The sequence below is a fragment of the Curtobacterium sp. PhB136 genome (genome assembly GCF_004346855.1).
Taxonomy (GTDB): domain Bacteria; phylum Actinomycetota; class Actinomycetes; order Actinomycetales; family Microbacteriaceae; genus Curtobacterium.
In genome coordinates this window covers 307,450-325,117 of the sequence record NZ_SMGH01000007.1, presented here as the reverse complement: position 1 = coordinate 325,117, position 17,668 = coordinate 307,450, and the positions used below count along the sequence as shown (strand labels likewise).

At 73.8% G+C, this 17,668-nt stretch carries 19 protein-coding genes, 1 pseudogene and 1 riboswitch; of the genes and pseudogenes, 11 read left to right on the top strand and 9 right to left on the bottom strand.

Annotated features, from left to right (window positions below; genetic code table 11):
- Positions 1-176: 176 nt before the first annotated feature.
- A complete protein-coding gene (locus EDF27_RS13495; protein ID WP_123653039.1) occupies positions 177-1,502 on the bottom strand; it encodes an MFS transporter in 1,326 nt (441 codons plus the stop codon).
- 137 nt (positions 1,503-1,639) lie between these two features.
- Here EDF27_RS13495 and EDF27_RS13490 point away from each other — a divergent pair, with 137 nt between their 5' ends.
- Positions 1,640-2,497 carry a LysR substrate-binding domain-containing protein gene (locus tag EDF27_RS13490; RefSeq protein WP_123653040.1) on the top strand — a complete coding sequence of 286 codons (858 nt, stop codon included), beginning with the start codon at positions 1,640-1,642 and terminating at the stop codon, positions 2,495-2,497.
- A 318-nt stretch (positions 2,498-2,815) separates the two neighbouring features.
- Here the strand turns inward: EDF27_RS13490 and EDF27_RS13485 are convergent, their stop codons facing one another.
- Positions 2,816-3,964, bottom strand: coding sequence for a hypothetical protein (locus tag EDF27_RS13485; RefSeq protein WP_132049288.1), 1,149 nt, complete (start codon positions 3,962-3,964; stop codon positions 2,816-2,818).
- Between the two features lie 114 nt (positions 3,965-4,078).
- On the opposite strand from EDF27_RS13485, the gene EDF27_RS13480 reads away from it, so the two are divergent.
- A complete protein-coding gene (locus EDF27_RS13480) occupies positions 4,079-5,047 on the top strand; it encodes an aldo/keto reductase (protein ID WP_132049286.1) in 969 nt (322 codons plus the stop codon).
- 38 nt (positions 5,048-5,085) lie between these two features.
- Here the strand turns inward: EDF27_RS13480 and EDF27_RS13475 are convergent, their stop codons facing one another.
- Positions 5,086-5,733, bottom strand: a complete 648-nt coding sequence (locus EDF27_RS13475) for an NAD(P)-binding domain-containing protein (RefSeq protein ID WP_132049478.1) — start codon at positions 5,731-5,733, stop codon at positions 5,086-5,088.
- Between EDF27_RS13475 and EDF27_RS13470 the strand changes: the two genes are divergently transcribed.
- The 4 genes from EDF27_RS13470 to EDF27_RS13455 all read left to right on the top strand — a co-directional run bounded on the left by EDF27_RS13470 (position 5,699) and on the right by EDF27_RS13455 (position 7,701).
- Positions 5,699-6,097, top strand: a complete 399-nt coding sequence (locus EDF27_RS13470) for a GNAT family N-acetyltransferase (protein ID WP_347812801.1) — start codon at positions 5,699-5,701, stop codon at positions 6,095-6,097. The genes EDF27_RS13475 and EDF27_RS13470 overlap by 35 nt on opposite strands.
- Positions 6,098-6,117: 20 nt before the next feature.
- Complete coding sequence (locus EDF27_RS13465; RefSeq protein WP_132049284.1) at positions 6,118-6,579, top strand: VOC family protein; 462 nt, start codon at positions 6,118-6,120, stop codon at positions 6,577-6,579.
- A gap of 88 nt (positions 6,580-6,667) precedes the next feature.
- On the top strand, positions 6,668-7,153 hold the full coding sequence (locus tag EDF27_RS13460; protein WP_165931494.1) for a MarR family winged helix-turn-helix transcriptional regulator: 486 nt from the start codon (positions 6,668-6,670) through the stop codon (positions 7,151-7,153).
- A complete protein-coding gene (locus tag EDF27_RS13455) occupies positions 7,150-7,701 on the top strand; it encodes a metallophosphoesterase (RefSeq protein ID WP_123653046.1) in 552 nt (183 codons plus the stop codon). The genes EDF27_RS13460 and EDF27_RS13455 overlap by 4 nt, the downstream gene beginning before the upstream one ends.
- A gap of 56 nt (positions 7,702-7,757) precedes the next feature.
- Here the strand turns inward: EDF27_RS13455 and thiD are convergent.
- From thiD to thiM, 3 genes and pseudogenes are all read right to left on the bottom strand, one after another.
- Positions 7,758-9,167, bottom strand: a pseudogene (gene thiD, locus EDF27_RS20135) (bifunctional hydroxymethylpyrimidine kinase/phosphomethylpyrimidine kinase); the annotation flags it as partial.
- A complete protein-coding gene (gene thiE / locus EDF27_RS13445; protein WP_132049278.1) occupies positions 9,164-9,895 on the bottom strand; it encodes a thiamine phosphate synthase in 732 nt (243 codons plus the stop codon). The pseudogene thiD and the gene thiE, both read right to left, overlap by 4 nt.
- Positions 9,892-10,740, bottom strand: coding sequence for a hydroxyethylthiazole kinase (gene thiM / locus EDF27_RS13440; protein WP_123704549.1), 849 nt, complete (start codon positions 10,738-10,740; stop codon positions 9,892-9,894). Before thiM ends, thiE begins: the two co-directional genes overlap by 4 nt.
- A riboswitch (TPP riboswitch) is annotated at positions 10,729-10,824 on the bottom strand. It overlaps the preceding gene by 12 nt.
- 67 nt (positions 10,825-10,891) lie before the next feature.
- Between thiM and EDF27_RS13435 the strand changes: the two genes are divergently transcribed.
- Positions 10,892-11,791 (top strand): NUDIX hydrolase, encoded by a 900-nt coding sequence (locus EDF27_RS13435; RefSeq protein WP_123704629.1) that lies wholly within the window; start codon positions 10,892-10,894, stop codon positions 11,789-11,791.
- Between the two features lie 42 nt (positions 11,792-11,833).
- Here the strand turns inward: EDF27_RS13435 and EDF27_RS13430 are convergent, their stop codons facing one another.
- Positions 11,834-13,078: an MFS transporter gene (locus EDF27_RS13430; RefSeq protein ID WP_207909630.1), complete on the bottom strand. Its 1,245-nt coding sequence runs from the start codon at positions 13,076-13,078 to the stop codon at positions 11,834-11,836.
- Positions 13,075-13,719: a GntR family transcriptional regulator gene (locus EDF27_RS13425; RefSeq protein ID WP_132049276.1), complete on the bottom strand. Its 645-nt coding sequence runs from the start codon at positions 13,717-13,719 to the stop codon at positions 13,075-13,077. Before EDF27_RS13425 ends, EDF27_RS13430 begins: the two co-directional genes overlap by 4 nt.
- 164 nt (positions 13,720-13,883) lie before the next feature.
- On the opposite strand from EDF27_RS13425, the gene EDF27_RS13420 reads away from it, so the two are divergent.
- From EDF27_RS13420 to EDF27_RS13410, 3 genes are all read left to right on the top strand, one after another.
- Positions 13,884-14,630, top strand: a complete 747-nt coding sequence (locus EDF27_RS13420; RefSeq protein ID WP_165931493.1) for a phosphotransferase — start codon at positions 13,884-13,886, stop codon at positions 14,628-14,630.
- 7 nt (positions 14,631-14,637) lie between these two features.
- Entirely contained in the window at positions 14,638-15,723 is a 1,086-nt protein-coding gene (locus tag EDF27_RS13415) for a winged helix DNA-binding domain-containing protein (RefSeq protein ID WP_132049273.1), read from the top strand.
- Between the two features lie 158 nt (positions 15,724-15,881).
- Positions 15,882-16,814, top strand: a complete 933-nt coding sequence (locus EDF27_RS13410; protein ID WP_123653054.1) for a DnaJ domain-containing protein — start codon at positions 15,882-15,884, stop codon at positions 16,812-16,814.
- Positions 16,815-16,832: 18 nt separating this feature from the next.
- On the opposite strand, the gene EDF27_RS13405 is transcribed toward EDF27_RS13410, so the two are convergent.
- Positions 16,833-17,195, bottom strand: coding sequence for an RNA-binding S4 domain-containing protein (locus tag EDF27_RS13405; protein ID WP_123653055.1), 363 nt, complete (start codon positions 17,193-17,195; stop codon positions 16,833-16,835).
- A gap of 208 nt (positions 17,196-17,403) precedes the next feature.
- On the opposite strand from EDF27_RS13405, the gene EDF27_RS13400 reads away from it, so the two are divergent.
- The gene (locus tag EDF27_RS13400; RefSeq protein WP_132049271.1) at positions 17,404-17,655 is read left to right on the top strand and encodes a ferrous iron transport protein A; all 252 of its coding nucleotides are present in this window, start codon (positions 17,404-17,406) and stop codon (positions 17,653-17,655) included.
- Positions 17,656-17,668: the final 13 nt, after the last annotated feature.

Below are 17,668 nucleotides of genomic sequence, written 5' to 3'. Positions count from 1 at the left end.
CTCGCACAACCGAAAGCACCCCGAACCGCGGACTCCCGTGGTTCGGGGTGCTTTCCGTTGTGCGGGACCACGCCGCGCCGCAGGGTGCGAGCGATCACCGGGAGCGACCCACAGGATGGTCGCGACCACGGCCGGACGGGAGGCTCGGTGCGGGCCCGCACCGAGCCTCCCGTCCGTCAGCGGTGACCGACGATCGCCGGGAGCGGCATGTGGTGCCGCATCCGGACCGCCAGGTGGAAGCCGCCTCGGCGGGCGAGGACCAGGCCGATGACGGCCGCCGCCGCGGCCGGCACGCCGCCGGCGACCATCATCCCGACGTGCGCGCCGAAGTGGTCGACGACCTGGCCCATGAGCGGCCCGCCGATGGCCTGTCCGCCGAGCAGCACCAGGATGTAGAGCGACATCACGCGGCCGCGGATCGCCGTGTTCGAGGACAGCTGCACGAGCGAGTTGGACGCCGTCTGGAACAGCAGCTGCGACATCCCGACCGCGACGAGCATCACGGTGAACGGGGCGATCACCGGGATCGAGCCGGAGATCACGAGCAGGATCCCGGTCCAGAACACCCCGCCGACGATCGTCCGCAGCCGGACCACCGCCCGTCGGGTCGACAGCAGGGCGCCGACGAGGGCACCGACCGCGACCGCGGAGTTGAACAGGCCGTAGCCGCCCGCGCCGACGTCGTACACCTGCGAGGCGAACGCGGAGAGCAGCACCGGCATCGTCAGCGCGAAGACCGAGAAGAACGCCACGAGGATGACCGGCACGATGATGGTCGGCTTCCCGACGGCGTAGCGGAGCCCCTCGACGAGCTGCCCCTTGCCGCGTGGGGTCGCGGGTGTCCGGTGGAGCTCCGAGACCTTCAGGAACCCGAGCGTCACGACCACCGCGGCGCAGGCGATCGCGTTCACCCCGAACGACCACCCCGCCCCGACGGCGACGAGCAGCGCCCCGGAGAGTGCCGGGCCGATCATCCCGCCGAGCTGGAACACCGACGAGTTCACGCTGATCGCGTTCCGCAGGTGCTCGTGGCCGACGATCTCGGTGACGAACACCTGGCGTGCCGGGTTGTCGATGACGGTGACCATGCCGACCACGAAGGCGATCGCCCAGATGTGCCACGCCTGGACCACCCCCGACAGCGTCAGCACCGCGAGGAGCGCGGAGAGCAGCGCGAAGGCGCCCTGCGTGATCATCATCAGCGCGCGCTTGGAGAACCGGTCGACGATCACGCCGCCGAACAGCCCGAAGAAGAGCATCGGCGCGAACTGGCACGCGACGGTGATGCCGACCTGCGCGACCGAGCCGGTGAGCTGCAGGACGAGCCAGTCCTGCGCGATGCGCTGCATCCAGCCGGCCGTCATCGCGACGAGGTTCGTCGCCGTGAACAGGCGGAAGTTCGGGACCGACAGCGCGATGAGCGTGTGTCGCCACGGCGGTCTGGTGGCCTGGATCGGGAGCGGTTCGGTGGGCGGGTAGAGGGTCGTCGATGACGCGCTCACGGTGGGGTTCTCCGGCGGTCGAGGGCGGAATCGGTACCCCATCGAAACTACTTGGCGCGAAGCCATTCGATACCCCTATGGTGGCTATCAGTCCATTGCGATCCCGAATGGGCCCGGACGACGGTCGAAGGAGACCCGTGCTCGATCCCGTGCTGCTCCAGACCTTCCTCGCCGTCGCCGAGACGCAGAGCTTCACACAGGCCGGGGCCCGCCTCGGCATCAGCCAGCCGACGGTGTCCCAGCACGTCAGGCGCCTCGAGACCGCGGTGTCCCGGACCCTCGTCGCGCGGGACACCCGCGGGGTCTCCCTGACGGACAACGGCGACGCGATGGCCGGGTTCGCGCGGACGATCCTCGCGGCGCACGCCACCGCCGACGCCTACTTCTCCGGATCGGCGACGCGCGGCCGGCTCCGGTTCGGTGCGGCGGACGACCTCGCGATCACCCAGCTGCCGCGGATCCTCCGGGACTTCCGGCGGCTGCACCCGCAGGTCAACCTCGAGCTGACGGTGAACCAGTCGTCACCGCTCCTGCGCCGGGTGCACGCGGGGCAGCTCGACCTCGTGTTCATCAAGCAGACGGCGGGGGAGTCCGCCGAGGGCACCCGCGTGGCGACGGACCAGATGGTGTGGATGGCCCAGGACGGCATCGCGGTGGAGCGTGACGAACCGGTGCCGCTCATCGCGTACCAGGCGCCGAGCATCAGCCGGCAGATGGCGATCGACGCGCTCGAGGCCGCCGGCCGCACCTGGCGCATCACCTGCAACACGCGTGACGTGAACGGGGTGCTGGCGGCGGTCCGGGCGGGCATCGGCGTCGCGGTGTTCCCGCACTCGCTGATCCCGGCCGACCTGGTGAAGGTGTCGCAGCGGTTGGGGCTGCCGGACCTGCCGGCCGTCGACTACGTCCTCATCGCGAACCCGACGGTGCAGCGGGAACCGATCGACGCCCTGACGAACGCGATCCTGTCCCGCGGGGTCGTCCGCGCGGTCTGAGCCGCGCGGCGGCGCGGTCGGGCGTGGTCGGGCGTGCGGTCTCCGCAGCATCGAGTGCGCAGTAGTCGCGCCGGAATCCCGCTTCGGGAGCAACGTCTGCGCACTCGACAGGCCGCCGCCATGGCCGGCGCCGTGGCCCGTGGCCGGCGCCGTGCCCGTGGCCGTCGGCCTCGGCGTCGGCCCCGCAGTCGAGTGCGCAGCAGTCGCGCGCGAATCCGGCTTCGGCAGCAACGTCTGCGCACTCGACCGGCGGGCGGGGGGCCGGCGGACCGGGGGCCGGCGGGCGACCGGCAGGCGGCGAGCCCGGCCCGCAGCGCGTCAGGGCGCGAGCGTGGGGACGACGCCGGCGCCGGTGAGGTCGGGGAGCGTCACGCCGGCCATCGGCAGCACTGCGCTCGCGACGGCCCAGAGCAGCACCAGCGTGCCGACCGTGCCGAGCACCGCCCCGAGGAGCGCGACCGGCCGCTGCCACGTCGCCGCGCGGTTCCGCAGCGTCGCGAACGAGCACACGAGCGCGATCACGCCGAGCGCGAGCCCGACGGCGTGCACGGTTCCGGGAGCGGTGAACCACCACGCCGCGAGACCCAGCGTCGCGAGTGCCGCGACCGCACCGAGCACGGATCCCGGGGTCGCCCCGAGCGCGCGGCGTGCGGGAGCAGACGGTGCGGGAGCAGCGGTCTGGGCCCACGCCGCCGGTCCCGGACCGACGCGCCAGCGGCGGGCCGGCCGTGCCGGTGGGGAGAGGCTCGGGTCGGCCCCGGCAGGAGCGGTCGCGTCCGCCTTGGGCTGTGTCGGGAGCGCCCGGGTCGCGGTGGTGGGCGGTGCGGCGAGCACCGCGTCGAAGGACGGCGCCGCAGCCGGAGTCGGCGTGGGCGGCACCAGACCCTGCTGGTGTGCGAACCGGGCGGGCGTCCGGTAGCCGACGGGTCCGGTCGGCTCGGGTTCGGTGCCCTCGACGACGACGTGCTCGAGGCCGGGGACCGAGAACCGCGGCTGGCCGGCGCGGGGGACCACGGGGCCGGACGGCGCGGGGACGGGAGCGCGTGCCGACGCGGCCGCTGCGACGAGTGCCGGGGCGTCGACGGGGGAGACCGGTGCGGGAGCCGAGGCGCCGGTGACCCGGTCGAACGGGGTCGTGTGCACGACGGGCGACATCGGGGCCGGGGGAAGGAGTGCCTCGGTCGGCGGGTAGTCGGGGACCACGGCGTCCGGGTCGAGTGCGTGCTGCGCGGCCGGACCGGGAGCGCTGCCCGGAGCCGGGACGCTGCCGGGCGTGACCCGGGGTGCCCTGGACTCGATCGTCTCCGGGGCGGGAGCGGACGGGACGGGCGTGGGGCGAGCCTCCAGGCCGGTGCCGGACGTGTCGACCGAGCCGGCCGCGCCGTCGCCCGGGCCGACCGCGCCGTCGACGAAGGGGGCCGTGACCCACGCCGGAACGGGCCGACGGGGTCGATCGGAATCGTGCATGCGATGCGACGCCACGTGCGCTGCTCCCTCCGTGTACTGATCCATCGTCAGTTGTAACGGCAACGCGTCGACCGGATGCAGCCCCAGTTCCGGGGTGATCGGTACGGTCGACGCATGGCAGTCATCGAACACCGTCCACTCGGCCCCTCCGGGCTCGTCGTCTCCACCGTCGGCCTCGGCTGCAACAACTTCGGCCGGGTCGGCACGGCGACCGAGACGCAGGAGGGCACCGACGCCGTCGTGCACGCCGCACTCGACGCCGGCGTCACCCTCCTCGACACCGCCGACATCTACGGCGGGACCCCCGGCCAGTCCGAGTCGATGCTCGGGAAGGCGATCGCCGGCCGTCGTGACGAGGTCGTCCTCGCGACGAAGTTCGGCATGGACATGCAGGGCGTCAACGGGCCGGACTGGGACGTCCGCGGCTCCCGCCGGTACGTGCGGCTCGCCGTGGAGTCGTCGCTGCAGCGCCTCGGGACGGACTGGATCGACCTGTACCAGATGCACCGCCCGGACCCGGTGACGCCGATCGAGGAGACCCTGTCGGTCCTCGACGACCTGGTCCGCGAGGGCAAGATCCGCTACATCGGGCACTCGAACTTCGCCGGGTGGCAGGTCGCCGAGGCCGAGCTGACCGCGTCGATCGCCGGCACCACGGCGTTCGTGTCGGCGCAGAACGAGTACAGCCCGCTGTCCCGTGGGGTCGAGGCCGAGGTGCTGCCGGCGGTCCGTGCGTACGCGCTCGGGTTCCTGCCGTTCTTCCCGCTCTACAACGGCCTCCTCAGCGGCAAGTACACGCGCGAGGGCGGCCCGGCCGACGGGCGCCTGTCGAAGCTGAAGCCGGAGCTGCTCCAGAGCGCACCCTGGGACGCGCTCGAGGAGTACCAGCGGTTCTGCGACGAGCGCGACGTGACGATGCTGCAGGCGACGTTCGCGTGGCTCCTGGCGCAGCCGGGGCTGACGAGCGTGATCGCCGGGGCGACGAAGCCCGAGCAGATCGTGCAGAACGTCGAGGCCGGCACCACGTGGGTGCCGAGCGAGGACGACCTCGCCGAGATGACGGTCATCTTCGACGAGGCCTGAGCGCGACCGGGCGTGCCGTCGCACGCCCGGTGCTCGGCTCACATGTCGCGGTAGCGCTTCGCGTCCGCCACGGCGAGCTCGAGGTCGAGCGCCGCGTACGGCTTGACGTAGCCGGGGGTGTCCCGCTGGATGCGCCATCCCTCGGCGAGCGGGCCGATGTCGACCGCGTCGAAGCCGAACTCGTCGAGGAGGTCCGCGACGGTCCGCTTCGCGTCGGCGTCGTCGCCCGCCACGATGAGTGCACGGCGTCCCTCGGTGCCGCGCGGGGAGCCCGCCGTGGTGAGGTCCGCCGCCGCGATGTGGTTGAACGCCTTGACCACCTTCGCACCGGGCAGGTGGTCCTGCAGCAGCTCCGCGGTGGTCGTCGTCTCGTCGTCGAGCGCGGCGATGTGGCCGTCGCGCTGCGGGTAGTAGTTGTTCGTGTCGATGACGACCTTGCCGACGAGCGGCTCGACGGGGATCGTCTCGATCGCGGCGAGCGGCGTGGTGACCACGACCAGGTCACCCGCTACGGCGGCCTCGTCACGGGTGACGGCACGCGCGTGCTCGCCGAGCTCGGACACGAGGTCCTGCAGGGTCTCCGGACCGCGGGAGTTCGCGATCGCCACGTCGTAGCCGTTCCGGACGGCGAGCCGTGCGAGCTGCGATCCGATGTTGCCTGCGCCGATGATGCCGATCGTCGTGATGTCCTCAGTTGTCATGGTCACCACACAACGCCGTGCCGCTTGGTGCATTCCGAGGCATGATGGCGACATGGCACACGAGTTCCGCGACGAGGCCGACCAGAGCCGGTACGCGATGTACGTCGACGGTGAACTCGTGAGCGTGCTCGACTACCGCGAGAACGTCGACGCCGTCGCGTTCCCGCACACCTACACCGTGCCGAAGCACCGCGGGCACGGCTACGCCGCGGAACTCGTCGCGTACGCCGTCGGCGACGTCGAGGCGAAGAACGACAAGCGCATCGTCCCGATGTGCTGGTTCGTCGGCACCTGGTTCGACGAACACCCCGAGAAGGCACCACTGCTCAGCCGCAACGTCGCGGACTGAGACACCGAGGAGGCACCACCGTGCGACAGATCGTCCCCTTCATCTGGTTCGACGGGCAGGCCGAGGAAGCCGCCACCTTCTACACCTCCGTCATCCCCGACTCGTCCGTGCAGAACGTGCAGCGGCTGCCCGACGGCACCACGATGGTCGTCGAGTTCGTCCTCGGCGGGAAGCCCTACCGCGCGATGAACGCCGGCCCCGGCCACCCGCACTCGGATGCGATCTCGTTCCAGATCGACGTCGACGACCAGGACGAGCTGGACCGGATCTGGGACGCGTTCCTCGACGCGGGCGGCACACCGTCGATGTGCGGGTGGCTCACCGACGCGTGGGGGGTGTCATGGCAGGTCACCCCGGCGAACTGGGGCGAGCTGATGAGCGCCGGCGGTGACCCGGAGGGCCGGGCGCGAGCCTTCGACGCGATGATGCGCATGGTGAAGCTCGACATCCCCACGCTGGAAGCCGCGATCCGCGGGGAGTAGCCGGTCCGGCGACCCCGCCGGTATGGTGACCGGCAGATCAACACCGCCGTCGACCCGTGGGGGAGCGGCAGAAATGGCTGGAGGCACGATGGACCACCCGAGGTCCGACGTCCGCAACGCTGACATCGGACGCGCCTACACCGAGCTCTCACGCATCACCCGCCGCGCGAGCATCCGCGCCCGCGGAACCGAGTCCGTGCTCAGCGTCGTCGACCAGTCCCTCGTCGACTTCATCGTCCAGCACGAGGGCTGCATGGCGATCGACATCGCCCGCTACCTCCGCCTGAACCGTTCGACGATCTCCCGGCAGCTGTCCGGGCTCCTCGCGGCGGGGCTCATCCGCACGACCGACGGCGGCACCGGCAACGCCAAGCCGCTCGCGGCGACGGAAGCCGGGTGCGCCGCGCTCGAACGGTCCGTGCAGCTGCACCGCGACGCGCTCGACGAGCGGATCGCGAGCTGGTCGGACGACGACATCGCACTGCTCGCGGGGCTGCTCGAACGGCTCGGCGCCTCGGACGAGGCCGGACTCCCGATGCCGAACGCCGCGAACCGCCAGCCCGGGTCCGAGTGACCACCTCGCTCGTCCTGCTCTCGGACACGCACCTGCCGAAGCGCGCGAAGGACCTGCCGGCAGCGCTCTGGGCCGACATCGACGCCGCGGACCTCGTGGTGCACGCGGGGGACTGGGTGGACCTGGCGACGCTCGACGCGATCGAGGCCAGGAGCGCGGCGTTCGTCGGCGTCCGGGGGAACAACGACGGTCCGGAGTTCGACGACCGCCTGCCCCTCGTCGCCCGCTTCGAGGTCGAGGGGCTCCGCTTCGCGCTCGTGCACGAGACCGGCGCCGCGACCGGCCGTGAGCGGCGGGCGGCGGCGGAGTACCCGGACGTCGACGTGCTCGTGTTCGGGCACTCGCACATCCCGTGGGACACGACGGCCCCGGGTGGGCTGCGACTGCTCAACCCGGGGTCGCCGACGGACCGACGGCGTCAGCCCGACTACACCTGGATGCGCTGCACCGTGTCCGACGGAGCACTCGACGTCGCGCTGGTCCGGCTGGCCCCGGGAACGGCGGCGCCGACCACCGAGCCGCCGACGACCGCGCCCCCGAGCTCGTAGGGCATCCGGAAGAACGCCAGCTCCCACCGCGTGGAGTCCCGGAACGCCCGCGCCATCGCACCCCGCACCGCCGGACCCGCCGCCCGCGCCAGCGTCTCCACGTGCGCCGTGGCCGCGGCGCTCGACGCCCCGAACCCAGGGTCGCCGTACGCCGTGATCCAGTCCGCGTACGGGTGCCCGACCGGGGCGACCCCGAGCTGCGACCCGACCCAGGCGTAGACCCGGAAGCAGGGCAGGACCGCTGCGGCGAGGACCGCGACCTCGCCGGAGTCCGCGGCCGCCCGCAGGTGCGCGAGGTACCCGGCGCACGTGGGGTGCACGGGGTCGTCGGCGTGCGTGCCGGCGAGGCGCCGGTGGTGCAGGCTCGCCGCCTCGTCGGCGCAGCCGGCAGCGGCCGCCGCCCAGAACGCCGCGGCCTCGGACCCTGCGGCTGCAGCACGACCGACCGCGGCGAGGTGCCCCTCGTACGCCCGCAGGTAGTGCACGTCCTGCGCCAGGTACCCCGCGAACACGTCGGGCTCGAGCGTGCCGTCGGCCATCCGCACGAGGAAGGGCGCCCGGATGGTCTCGTCGAGCACCGCCCGCACGTCGTCCCACCACACGTCCGTGTACCGGGGCTCCGGCAGGGCCGCCCGGAGCTGCGCGCCGTGGTCGACCGGCCCGTTCCCGCTCCCGACCTCGAGTGCGTCCGCCCCGCGGAGCGCCGCCGTCAACCAGTCCTTCGCCACGCCGACCGCGATCTCCCAGTCGCCGTGCCGCGCCGCCAGGGTTGCGATCGCGCTCGAGAGCGAGCACCCGGTGCCGTGCGTGTTCGCGGTGTCGACGCGCGGTGCGGAGAACACCCGCGCGGTGCCGTCCGGCGCGACGAGCACGTCGTCCGAGGTCGGCCCCGCAGCGTGCCCGCCCTTCGCGAGCACGAGGACGTCCCAGCGCGCTGCGACCGCACGAGCAGCATCGAGCGGATCCGTGGCCGCCGCGCCGGCCAGCCCGGCCGACCCCGCCGATCCAGACGGCCCCGCCAGCCCCGCCAGCACCGCGAGCTCGGCCCGGTTCGGCGTCACGAGGTCCGCCAACACCAGCAGCTCGGTCATCGCCTCCTCGGCGTCGGCGTCGAGCAGCCGGTCACCACTCGTCGCCACCATCACCGGGTCCACGACCACGACCGGCGGCCGGTTCGTGCGGAGCCAGGCGGTCACCTCACGGACGGCGGCTGCGGTGGCGAGCATCCCGGTCTTCACCGCGTCCACGACGACGTCGTCGGACACGGCGTCGAGCTGGTCGCGCAGGACGCGCACGTCCGGCACGTGCACCGACCGCACGCCGTGCGTGTTCTGCGCGACGACGGCCGTCACGACCGCCATGCCGTACCCGTCGTGCGCCGCGATCGACTTCAGGTCGGCCTGCAGCCCGGCACCGCCGGTCGGGTCGGTCCCGGCGATGCTCAGCACGCGCACCGGCCCGCTCATCGCGCGGCTCCGGTCGACCCGGTCTGGAGGCTCGCCACGCGCCCGTCACGTGCCGTCGCGGTGCCGACACGGCCGGGTGCCGAGCCCGCCCACGCCGCCACGTACGCCGCGGCCGCCGACCCCGGGTCGGGCGCCGCGCAGATCCCGGACACCACGGCGATGCCCGCCGTACCGACCGCGTGCAGGGGTGCGACGTCGTCGAGGTCCACTCCGCCGATCGCGACGCACGGCAGGTCCGTCGCCGCCGCGAGCCGCGCGATCCCCTCGTACCCGAGCGCCGGCGGGTGGTCCGGCTTCGTCGACGTGGGGTGCACGACCCCGACACCGAGCAGGTCGACCGTGCCGCGGGGGAGCCGCTCGAGGGCAGCGAGGTGCGCCGGGGTGTTCGCCGTCAGACCGACGTGTGCGTCCGGCCCGAGGAGCGCCCGCGCAGCCGACACCGGCACGTCGGACTGCCCGAGGTGCACCCCGGCGACCCGGTGCCCGGCGTGCCGAGCGGCCAGGGCGACGTCGAGCCGGTCGTCCACGACGACCTCCGCCCGGTCCCCGACGGCATCCGCGACCGCACCGGTCAGCGCGAGGAGGTCCCGCGCACTCGCCTGCTTGTCCCGCACCTGCACGATCCGGACCCCGGCGTGCACGGCCGCCCGGACGACGCCGAGCACCCCGAGCCCGTGCCGGTCGCAGAGCACGGGGTCGGTGACGAGGTAGACGCCGAGGTCCCTCATGCCGCCGTCTCCTCGCTGATGCGTGCCTCGCGGACCACGTCCTCCGGGGTCAGCGACGCGAGCCGGTCCAGGAACAGCGGCTGGAACGTCCCCGGACCCCCGGCGTCCCGCGCAGCCAGTTCGGCCGCGATCGTGTGCACGGCGGTCCCGGCGACGGCGGCGGCGACCGGGTCGCCGGGACTCACCGACGCGAACGCGGCGATCACCGCCCCGAGCGCGCAGCCGCCGCCGGTGATCCGGGTGAGGAGCTCCGTGCCGTTCGCGACCTGGACCGGTGCGACGGAGCCGCCCTGGGCACTCGACCCGACCACGAGGTCGACGGGACCGGACACCGCCACCGCGCCCACGAGCCTCCCGGCGGTCGCATCGACGGCGGACGCACGCGCGTCATCGGTGCCGGCCGTGCTGTCCACCCCGCGCCCACCGTCGGAGGAGCCGAGCAGGGCGAGGACCTCCGACGCGTTGCCCCGCAGCACGGTCGGACGGAGCGCCAGCAGGTCGCGGGCCAGTGCGGTGCGCACCGGCAGCGATCCGACCGCGACCGGGTCGAGGACCCACGGGGTCCCCGACTCGGCGGCAGCCGCGGCCGCCTCGAGCGACGCCGTCCGCGGCTCGGCGTGCGGGGTGCCGGTGTTCACCAGGAGCGCGTCGGCGATCCGGGCGAACGGACCGGCCTCGGTCGGCACGTCGACCATCGCAGCCGAGGCGCCGAGCGCCAGCAGCACGTTCGCCGTGACGTTCTGCACCACCGTGTTCGTGATGCACTGCACCAGGGGACTCCTGGCCCTGACGGCCTCGAGGAGTTCGGCGGTGCGTTCAGCCCGTGCGGGCGCAGCGGTTTCCATGGACGATCCCTTCGCGAGTACGAGCTCGAGCAGGTTCGACGGGTGTGATCTCAGCCGCTGGATGCGGCACCCCGTGTCTCGATCAGCACCGTACACGACGCCCGCGGTCACATGACGGCCCGCCCACGGGCGCGTGTGGAAGGGTGGGAGCGTGCCCGATGCCCTGCCTCCCGGTCCGCCGCCCGGCCCCCGCGACCCCGGCGACGCCTGGGCGTACGGACCCGACGGCACCAAGGCGTGGGGCGTGTTCGGCGCCGCCGGACTCCTCGTCGACGACGGCCACGGACGGGTGCTCCTGCAGCACCGCGTCGAGTGGAGCCACCACGGCGGCACCTGGGGCATCCCGGGCGGCGCACGCCACCAGCACGAGGACGCGGTCACCGGCGCGCTCCGCGAATCAGCGGAGGAAGCCGGCGTCCCGCTCGACGGGGTCGACCTCCGGCACACGTCCGTGCTCGACCTCGGGTACTGGACCTACACGACCGTCGTCGGACGGGCGAGCACGCCGTTCGAACCGGTGATCAGCGACCGGGAGAGCCTCGCGCTGTCCTGGATCCCGCTCGCCGAGGTCGACACGCTGCCGCTGCACCCGGGCTTCGGAGCATCGTGGCCCGCGCTCCGCGACGCGATCGGCACCACGCCGCACGTCGTCGTCGACGCGGCGAACGTCGTCGGGAGCGTGCCCGACGGGTGGTGGAAGGACCGGGCGGGGGCTGCCGGGCGGCTGCTGTCGCAGGTGACGGCGCTCGCCGCGGTGGGGCTGCCCGCCGACGCGCTGGGGCTCGGGTTCACGCAGTGGTGGCCGCGGTGGACCGTGGTGCTCGAGGGCGCGGCGGTCGCTGCTGCCGGCGGGGACGAGGGCCTCGTCTCGGTGGAACGCGCGTCGGGGTCCGGGGACGACGCGATCGTCGCCGCTGCCGCAGCGGCACTCGACGCCGGGCACGCGCCGGTCGTCGTCGTGACGGCGGACCGGGAGCTGCGGGAGCGGGTGTCGGCGCTCGGCGCCGACGCATCCACGCGCGGCCCGAGCTGGCTCCGCGACCGGCTGTAGCGCGCTGCGCGCCGCGCTGCGCGCCCGCGCCCGGCGCCGCGCCTACGCGCCCGGGATGTGCCGGCGCGACGACACCAGCACGCCGCCCCACGACACGAGCCCGAGCGCCACGATGACGGCGAGGACGACCGGCAGCGCCACGACGCCCGCCACCGCCGCGATGACCGCCGGCGCCAGGAACCCCGCGTACGCCGCCGCGTAGAACACCCCGGTCAACCCGGCGAGGTCCCGCGGCCCCGCGATCCGCTGCACCTCGAGCAGCGACGACACGAGCCCGAAGCCGATCCCGACGCCGATGACCACGTTCGCCGCGAGCCCGATCCACACCGACTGCAGCACGATCGCCACGCCGACGACAGCGATCCCGAGCGTCATCAGGAACACCGCCCACGCGAGCCCCCTGGCTGAGGTGATCGAGTGCACCCGCTTCGCGATCGGCTGGACCGCGCTGGACACCCCGAGTGCGACGACGGTCGCGGCGGTGGCGAACACGAGCCCCCACGCACCCGTTGCCCCCTCGAGCCGGGTCGGCAGGTACCCGTACCCGATCGCGGCCGAGCCGAAGATCCACGGCGCGGCGACGAGCACCACGCGGGTGAACCGGCGGTGTCCGGCGCTCGGGACGCGGAGCTGGCGCCACCAGGGTCCGGGGAGGCCGCCAGAGGTCTGCGTCTCCGGCGTCCGCCACACGACGACGGCGAACGGCAGGGCGACAGCGATGTGGATGAGGAAGGGCAGCACCTCGGGGATCGGTCCCCACTGCGCGATGAGCCCCGCGACGAGCGCGCCGGACGCCGAGCCGAGCGTGAACGCCAGCGATGCCCGTCGTGCTCCGGCCCCGGCGTCCGCGGCCCGGTCGAAGCGGCCCTGCGAGAGCTCCTTCACCCAGCTGTTCCCGACCGCCATCGCGATGCCGACCGTCACCCCGGAGAACAGCCGCCCGATCGCGAGGAACTCCGGTCCGAGCGGCCCGAGCGCGAGCAACCCGCTGCCGAGCACCGCCGACCCGATGCCGGCGAGCATGAGCGGGCGACGGCCGTGCCGGTCGGACAGGGACCCGGCGATGAGCAGTGCCGGCGCGAGCCCGAGCACGTAGACGCCGAGGAAGACGTTGACGAGCACCGACGAGTAGTGCGCACGCTGTTCGTACATGAGCAGCAGCGGGCTGAACTGGTTACCGCCCCACGAGCACACGAACACGGCACCCCAGACTGCGACCCACGGCATCACCCGGGCGCGCGGCAGCGCGACGGAGCCCGTGGTGGGGATCGATCCGGTCGCGCTCACAGGGCGCCCCGGTGCGATGCGACGTGGTCGTGGAGCACGGCCGCGTACCGGGCGGCGTCCCCGTCCTCGAGTGCAGCGGCGAGCGCGCGGTGGTCGTCGAGCGAGGACTGCAGCTGGGACGGCTGCACCCGCATCAGCTGGTGCCGGAGCCGCTGCTGCCGGTCGCGCAGGGTCCGCGCGAACAGCACGGCGATCGCGTTCCGCGACGCACCGATCACGGCGCCGTGGAACTCGGCGTCCACCTCGATGAAGCGGTCGACGTCCCCGTCGGCGACGGCGGTCGCCTGTTCCGCCAGCATGGCCTGGAGGCTCGGGGCGAGGTCCGTCACGCGGCCGTCGGTCACGACGCGGCTGGCCGCGGTGCTCTCGATCGCCTCGCGCATCTCCAGCACGTCCGCCGCCTCGTTCGGGGACATCGGGCGCACGACGGCGCCCTTGCGGGACTCGAGCGTCAGGAGTTCCTCGGCCGCCAGGCGCAGGAACGCCTCGTGCACCGGCGTCCGGGAGACCCCGAGGTCCTGGCAGAGGGCGTTCTCGCTGATGGCGGTGCCGCCGGGCAGGTCGCCGCGGATGATCGCGCGCTTGACGTGGTCGTAGGCCCGGTCCGACGCGGCCTGGGCGCTGGTCGTGCTGCTGTTCACGGGCTCGATCCTACGCCTTGCATGCAACGGTGCATACGGATGGGAGCACCCTTCCGCCCGTCGTATGTGTGCGAATGGATCGCGACATCATCAGCCACGGCCCGATACGCTCTCCCACACGCCGGAAGCACGTCAACGGAGACGACCGCGACAGGAGGGCTCCCATGGAGCGCATCACCAGGGCAGATGACCGAGTCCACCGGCCTGCCGGGCCGTGGACGCCCACCGTCCACCGCCTGCTCGGGCACCTCCACGAACAGGGGTTCGTGGCCGCACCGGAACCGATCGAGCTCGGGCACACCCTCGAGACCGTGTCGTTCGTGCCCGGGGTCGCGGGGGAGTACCCGTGGACCGAGGACATCGCGAGCGAAGCGGCCCTCGTCACGAGCGCCCGGATGCTCCGGCACTACCACGACGCCGCGGCGACCTTCCCCCTCGACGAGGACACCGACGTCTGGTCCCAGTCGGCCCGGGCGCCGGTGGAGACCGTCGTGCACGGTGACTTCGCCCCGTACAACTGCGTCTACGACGGCATCGCCGCCGTCGGGATCATCGACTTCGACACCGCGCACCCCGGGCCGCGCGTCTGGGACGTGGCGAGCGCGGTCTACCGGTTCGCCCCGTTCACCACGGGGGAGGTCGAGGGGTCGACGGCCCCCGCCCTCGAGCAGCGCCTCGCCCGGGCCGCGGAGTTCTGCCGTGCCTACGGCCTCGACGAACCGTCCCGGGCACGGCTCGCGGACACGATGGTGGCGTCGATCGTGGCGCTCGTCACGACGCTCGAGTCCGAAGCTTCGGCGGGCAACCCGAAGTTCATCAGCGACCTCGCGCACGGGCACGCCGAGCTGTACCGCGCCGACGTGGCGTACATCGAGCAGCACGTCGACGACATCGCCGCCGCGGTGGCCTGAGCTCGCCGTGATCACCCCCGCCCGCCTCCGGGCGATGCGCCTCGCCGCGCAGGGGGTCGGGGTGTCCGGCGGGTCGGCGCTCGACGTCGTCACGCACATGACGGCGCTCCAGGCGCAGGACCTCGGGCAGTCGCTCTGGGCGATCGGGTCCCGCGCGCTCGGACTCACCCGGGCCGACGTCCGCGCCGCGTTCGACCGCGGGGAGTTCGTCCGCTCGTGGCCGATGCGCGGCACGCTGCACGTGCTGCGGCCCGACGACCTCCGGATGCTCCTCTCCCTGACGGCATCGCGGACGTTCACGACGCTGACCCGCCGCGCCGGCCAGCTCGGCATCGACGACGCGCTCGTCGCCCGCGCCCGTGACCTCACCGTCGAGGCGCTCGGCGGCGGCCGGTCGCTCGATCGTGACGGGATCCTCGGCCGCTACCGCGACGCCGGCATCGACCCTGCCGGCGGCCGCGGGTACCACCTGCTGCTCCACCTGGCGCAGGAGGGACTCGTCGCCTGGGGGCCGACCGGCCGCGTCGGGCAGGAGCTCGTGCTGCTCGACGAGTGGGCGCCCGCCACGGAGCCCGTGCCCGACCGGGACGAGGCGCTCCGGCGGACGCTCGTCGGATACCTCCGCGGCCGCGGGCCGGCGACCGAGGTCGACGCCGCGAACTGGACCAAGCTCCCGCTCGGGGACCTCCGTCGCGCCCGGGCCGCGGCCGGCGACGCGGTGGAGGACCTCGGCGACGGACTCCTCGCCCTCGCCGACCGGCCGGAGCCCGGTGGCATCGCGACCGGGCAGCTGCTGCCGGGCTTCGACGAGTACCTCCTCGGGTACGCGGACCGCAGCGGACACCTCGACGCCGTGCACGCGGACCGCGTCGTCCCCGGCGGCAACGGCATGTTCCTGCCGATGGCCGTGCACCGCGGACAGGTCGTCGGCACGTGGAAGAGCGCCGAGCGCACCCGGGACGTCCGCACCACGGTGACCCCGTTCGTGCCGCTGGCCGCGCCGGCGGTCCGCGCGCTCGAGGCCGCGGCCGCCCACCACGCACGGTTCCTCGGCCTGCCCCTGGTGATCGAGGTCCTGGACGCACCCGCCTGACCACCCGGCCCGGCCCGGCGACCCGACCCCAACCTCTCCCCACCGGCACGGCCGCCACGCCGCTGGCGCGTCGCGTCGGTACCGGCGGCGTGGGCCCAGACAGTGCCCAGCGCGCGTGCGGCGGATGCATACGCGCCGTCGGGTACTGTGCCAGGGCCATGACCGACAGCCCGGCCGACGCCACCCCGTACGAAGTCCTCGGCGTCGCCGCGACCGCCGACGACGAGGAACTCCGTCGCGCCTACCGACGTGCCGCCCGCGAGACGCACCCCGACCTCGGCGGCGACGCCGTCCGGTTCCGGCGCGTGCAGATCGCGTGGGAGCGCGTCGGCACGCCGGCCGCGCGTCGCGCCTACGACTCCGGATCGCGCCCGACGTCCGCCCCGTCGGGCAGCTCTGCCTGGAGGCCCGGGTCCGGTCGCGACGAGTACGCACCACCCACGGCGCGCCGCGACTCCCGACCCCGCGCCCGGTCCCACGGACACCCCGGCGGTCGGTCGCGTGAGGTGTTCCTCGCGGCGGAGCGCGAGTGGGTCGGACTCGGCGACCCCATCGAGGACCCGTACGACCCGGGGCTCATCCGGTCCGCCCCGCGGTACATCCGACGGCTGCTCGGCGAGGCCCTCGCCGAAGAAGCCACCGCATCGATCGTCGCGGACATGGGGATCGGCGTGACCGTCTGGCACGACCTCGACGCCGGAGCCGAGGGCAAGCTCGACCACGTCGTGCTCATGCCGAGCGGGCTCTGGGCCCTGGAGTCGATCGACTGGGGCGGCCCGGTCACCATCGACCACGGCGAGATCGTGGGGGAGACCCTCGAGCCGGGGGAGCGCCCCGTGAAGGAGCTCGTCCGGGCAGCGCGGGCGGTGCAGAAGCAGACGCGCGTGCGGTTCACCGGCCGGCTGCTCGTCGTGCCGGACTCCGCGGTCGACCACGACGTGCAGGTCGTCGGGCCGCAGCGGAAGCCCACCGCGCTCGTTGTCCGACGGAGTGCACTCGGGCAGGTGCTCAACGGCGTCTGGTCGCCCGAGGGTGCGGTCGACGTGTTCGAGATCCGCGACCGACTGCAGCAGACGGTCCGCTTCATCTGACGCGGGCCCGGCCCGGGGTCAGTAGCCGCGGAGCTTCTCGAGGTCCCGGCGCTCCCGCTTGCTCGGACGCCCGGCACCTCGGTCGCGCATCGGGACGAACCCAGCCTCTTCCTTGGGCAGGCGCGGTGGGGTCTTGTCCTCGAGGTGCTTCGCGGCCTCGGTCGCTCCGACGCGCTTGAGGATGAGGCTCTTCACGACCACGATCCGGTCGAAGCCGGCCTGGCGCACGCGGACCTCGTCCCCGGGGCCGACCGGCTGCGAGGGCTTCGCGCGCTCGCCGTTCACCTTGACGTGCCCGGCCTTGCACGCGGTCGTCGCGGCGGACCGGGTCTTCGTGATCCGGACCGCCCAGATCCAGCTGTCCACCCGGGCCTTGTCCATGCCCCCACCCTAGGCGCGCCCGCCCGCGCACGCCGAGCGGGCGAAATGCCCGGGTCACATGCCCGCCCAAGCCTGGTATTTCGCCCGCTCGACCGCCGCGGGCCGGCCCGCGCACGCCGAGCGGGCGAAATGCCCGGGTCACATGCCCGCCCAGGCCTGGTATTTCGCCCGCTCGACCGCCGCGCGCCGGACACGTACGCTCAGGAGCATGGACGGCAGCGAGCAGGCGCGGGTCGCCCGGGCCCTGGCGCTCGGGGTCCTGCACGACGCCGCACTCGGCGGGCGGGTCGTCGTCCGGGCCCACGACGGCGACGGCGCCCGGGACGCCCTCGGCGAGCTCGCCGCACGCACGCCCGACTCCGTCACAATCGACACCCGCCGCGGCCCGGTCCGGGTCGCCCTCGCCGACGTCGTCGCCGCGAAGCGCGTCCCGCCGCCCCCGGCAGCCCGCCCGCGCTGACCTCGCCCGCGCC

Excerpts from the sequence above, each read along its gene's own strand:
- EDF27_RS13485 (WP_132049288.1), bottom strand. The coding sequence starts at position 3,964 with ATGCACGATTCCGATCGACCCCGTCGGCCCGTTCCGGCGTGGGTCACG.
- EDF27_RS13410 (WP_123653054.1), top strand. The coding sequence starts at position 15,882 with ATGACCGACAGCCCGGCCGACGCCACCCCGTACGAAGTCCTCGGCGTC.
- thiE (WP_132049278.1), bottom strand. The coding sequence starts at position 9,895 with ATGAGGGACCTCGGCGTCTACCTCGTCACCGACCCCGTGCTCTGCGAC.
- EDF27_RS13470 (WP_347812801.1), top strand. The coding sequence starts at position 5,699 with ATGTTGCCTGCGCCGATGATGCCGATCGTCGTGATGTCCTCAGTTGTC.
- EDF27_RS13460 (WP_165931494.1), top strand. The coding sequence starts at position 6,668 with ATGGACCACCCGAGGTCCGACGTCCGCAACGCTGACATCGGACGCGCC.
- EDF27_RS13405 (WP_123653055.1), bottom strand. The coding sequence starts at position 17,195 with ATGGACAAGGCCCGGGTGGACAGCTGGATCTGGGCGGTCCGGATCACG.
- thiM (WP_123704549.1), bottom strand. The coding sequence starts at position 10,740 with ATGGAAACCGCTGCGCCCGCACGGGCTGAACGCACCGCCGAACTCCTC.
- EDF27_RS13420 (WP_165931493.1), top strand. The coding sequence starts at position 13,884 with ATGGAGCGCATCACCAGGGCAGATGACCGAGTCCACCGGCCTGCCGGG.
- EDF27_RS13400 (WP_132049271.1), top strand. The coding sequence starts at position 17,404 with ATGGACGGCAGCGAGCAGGCGCGGGTCGCCCGGGCCCTGGCGCTCGGG.
- EDF27_RS13480 (WP_132049286.1), top strand. The coding sequence starts at position 4,079 with ATGGCAGTCATCGAACACCGTCCACTCGGCCCCTCCGGGCTCGTCGTC.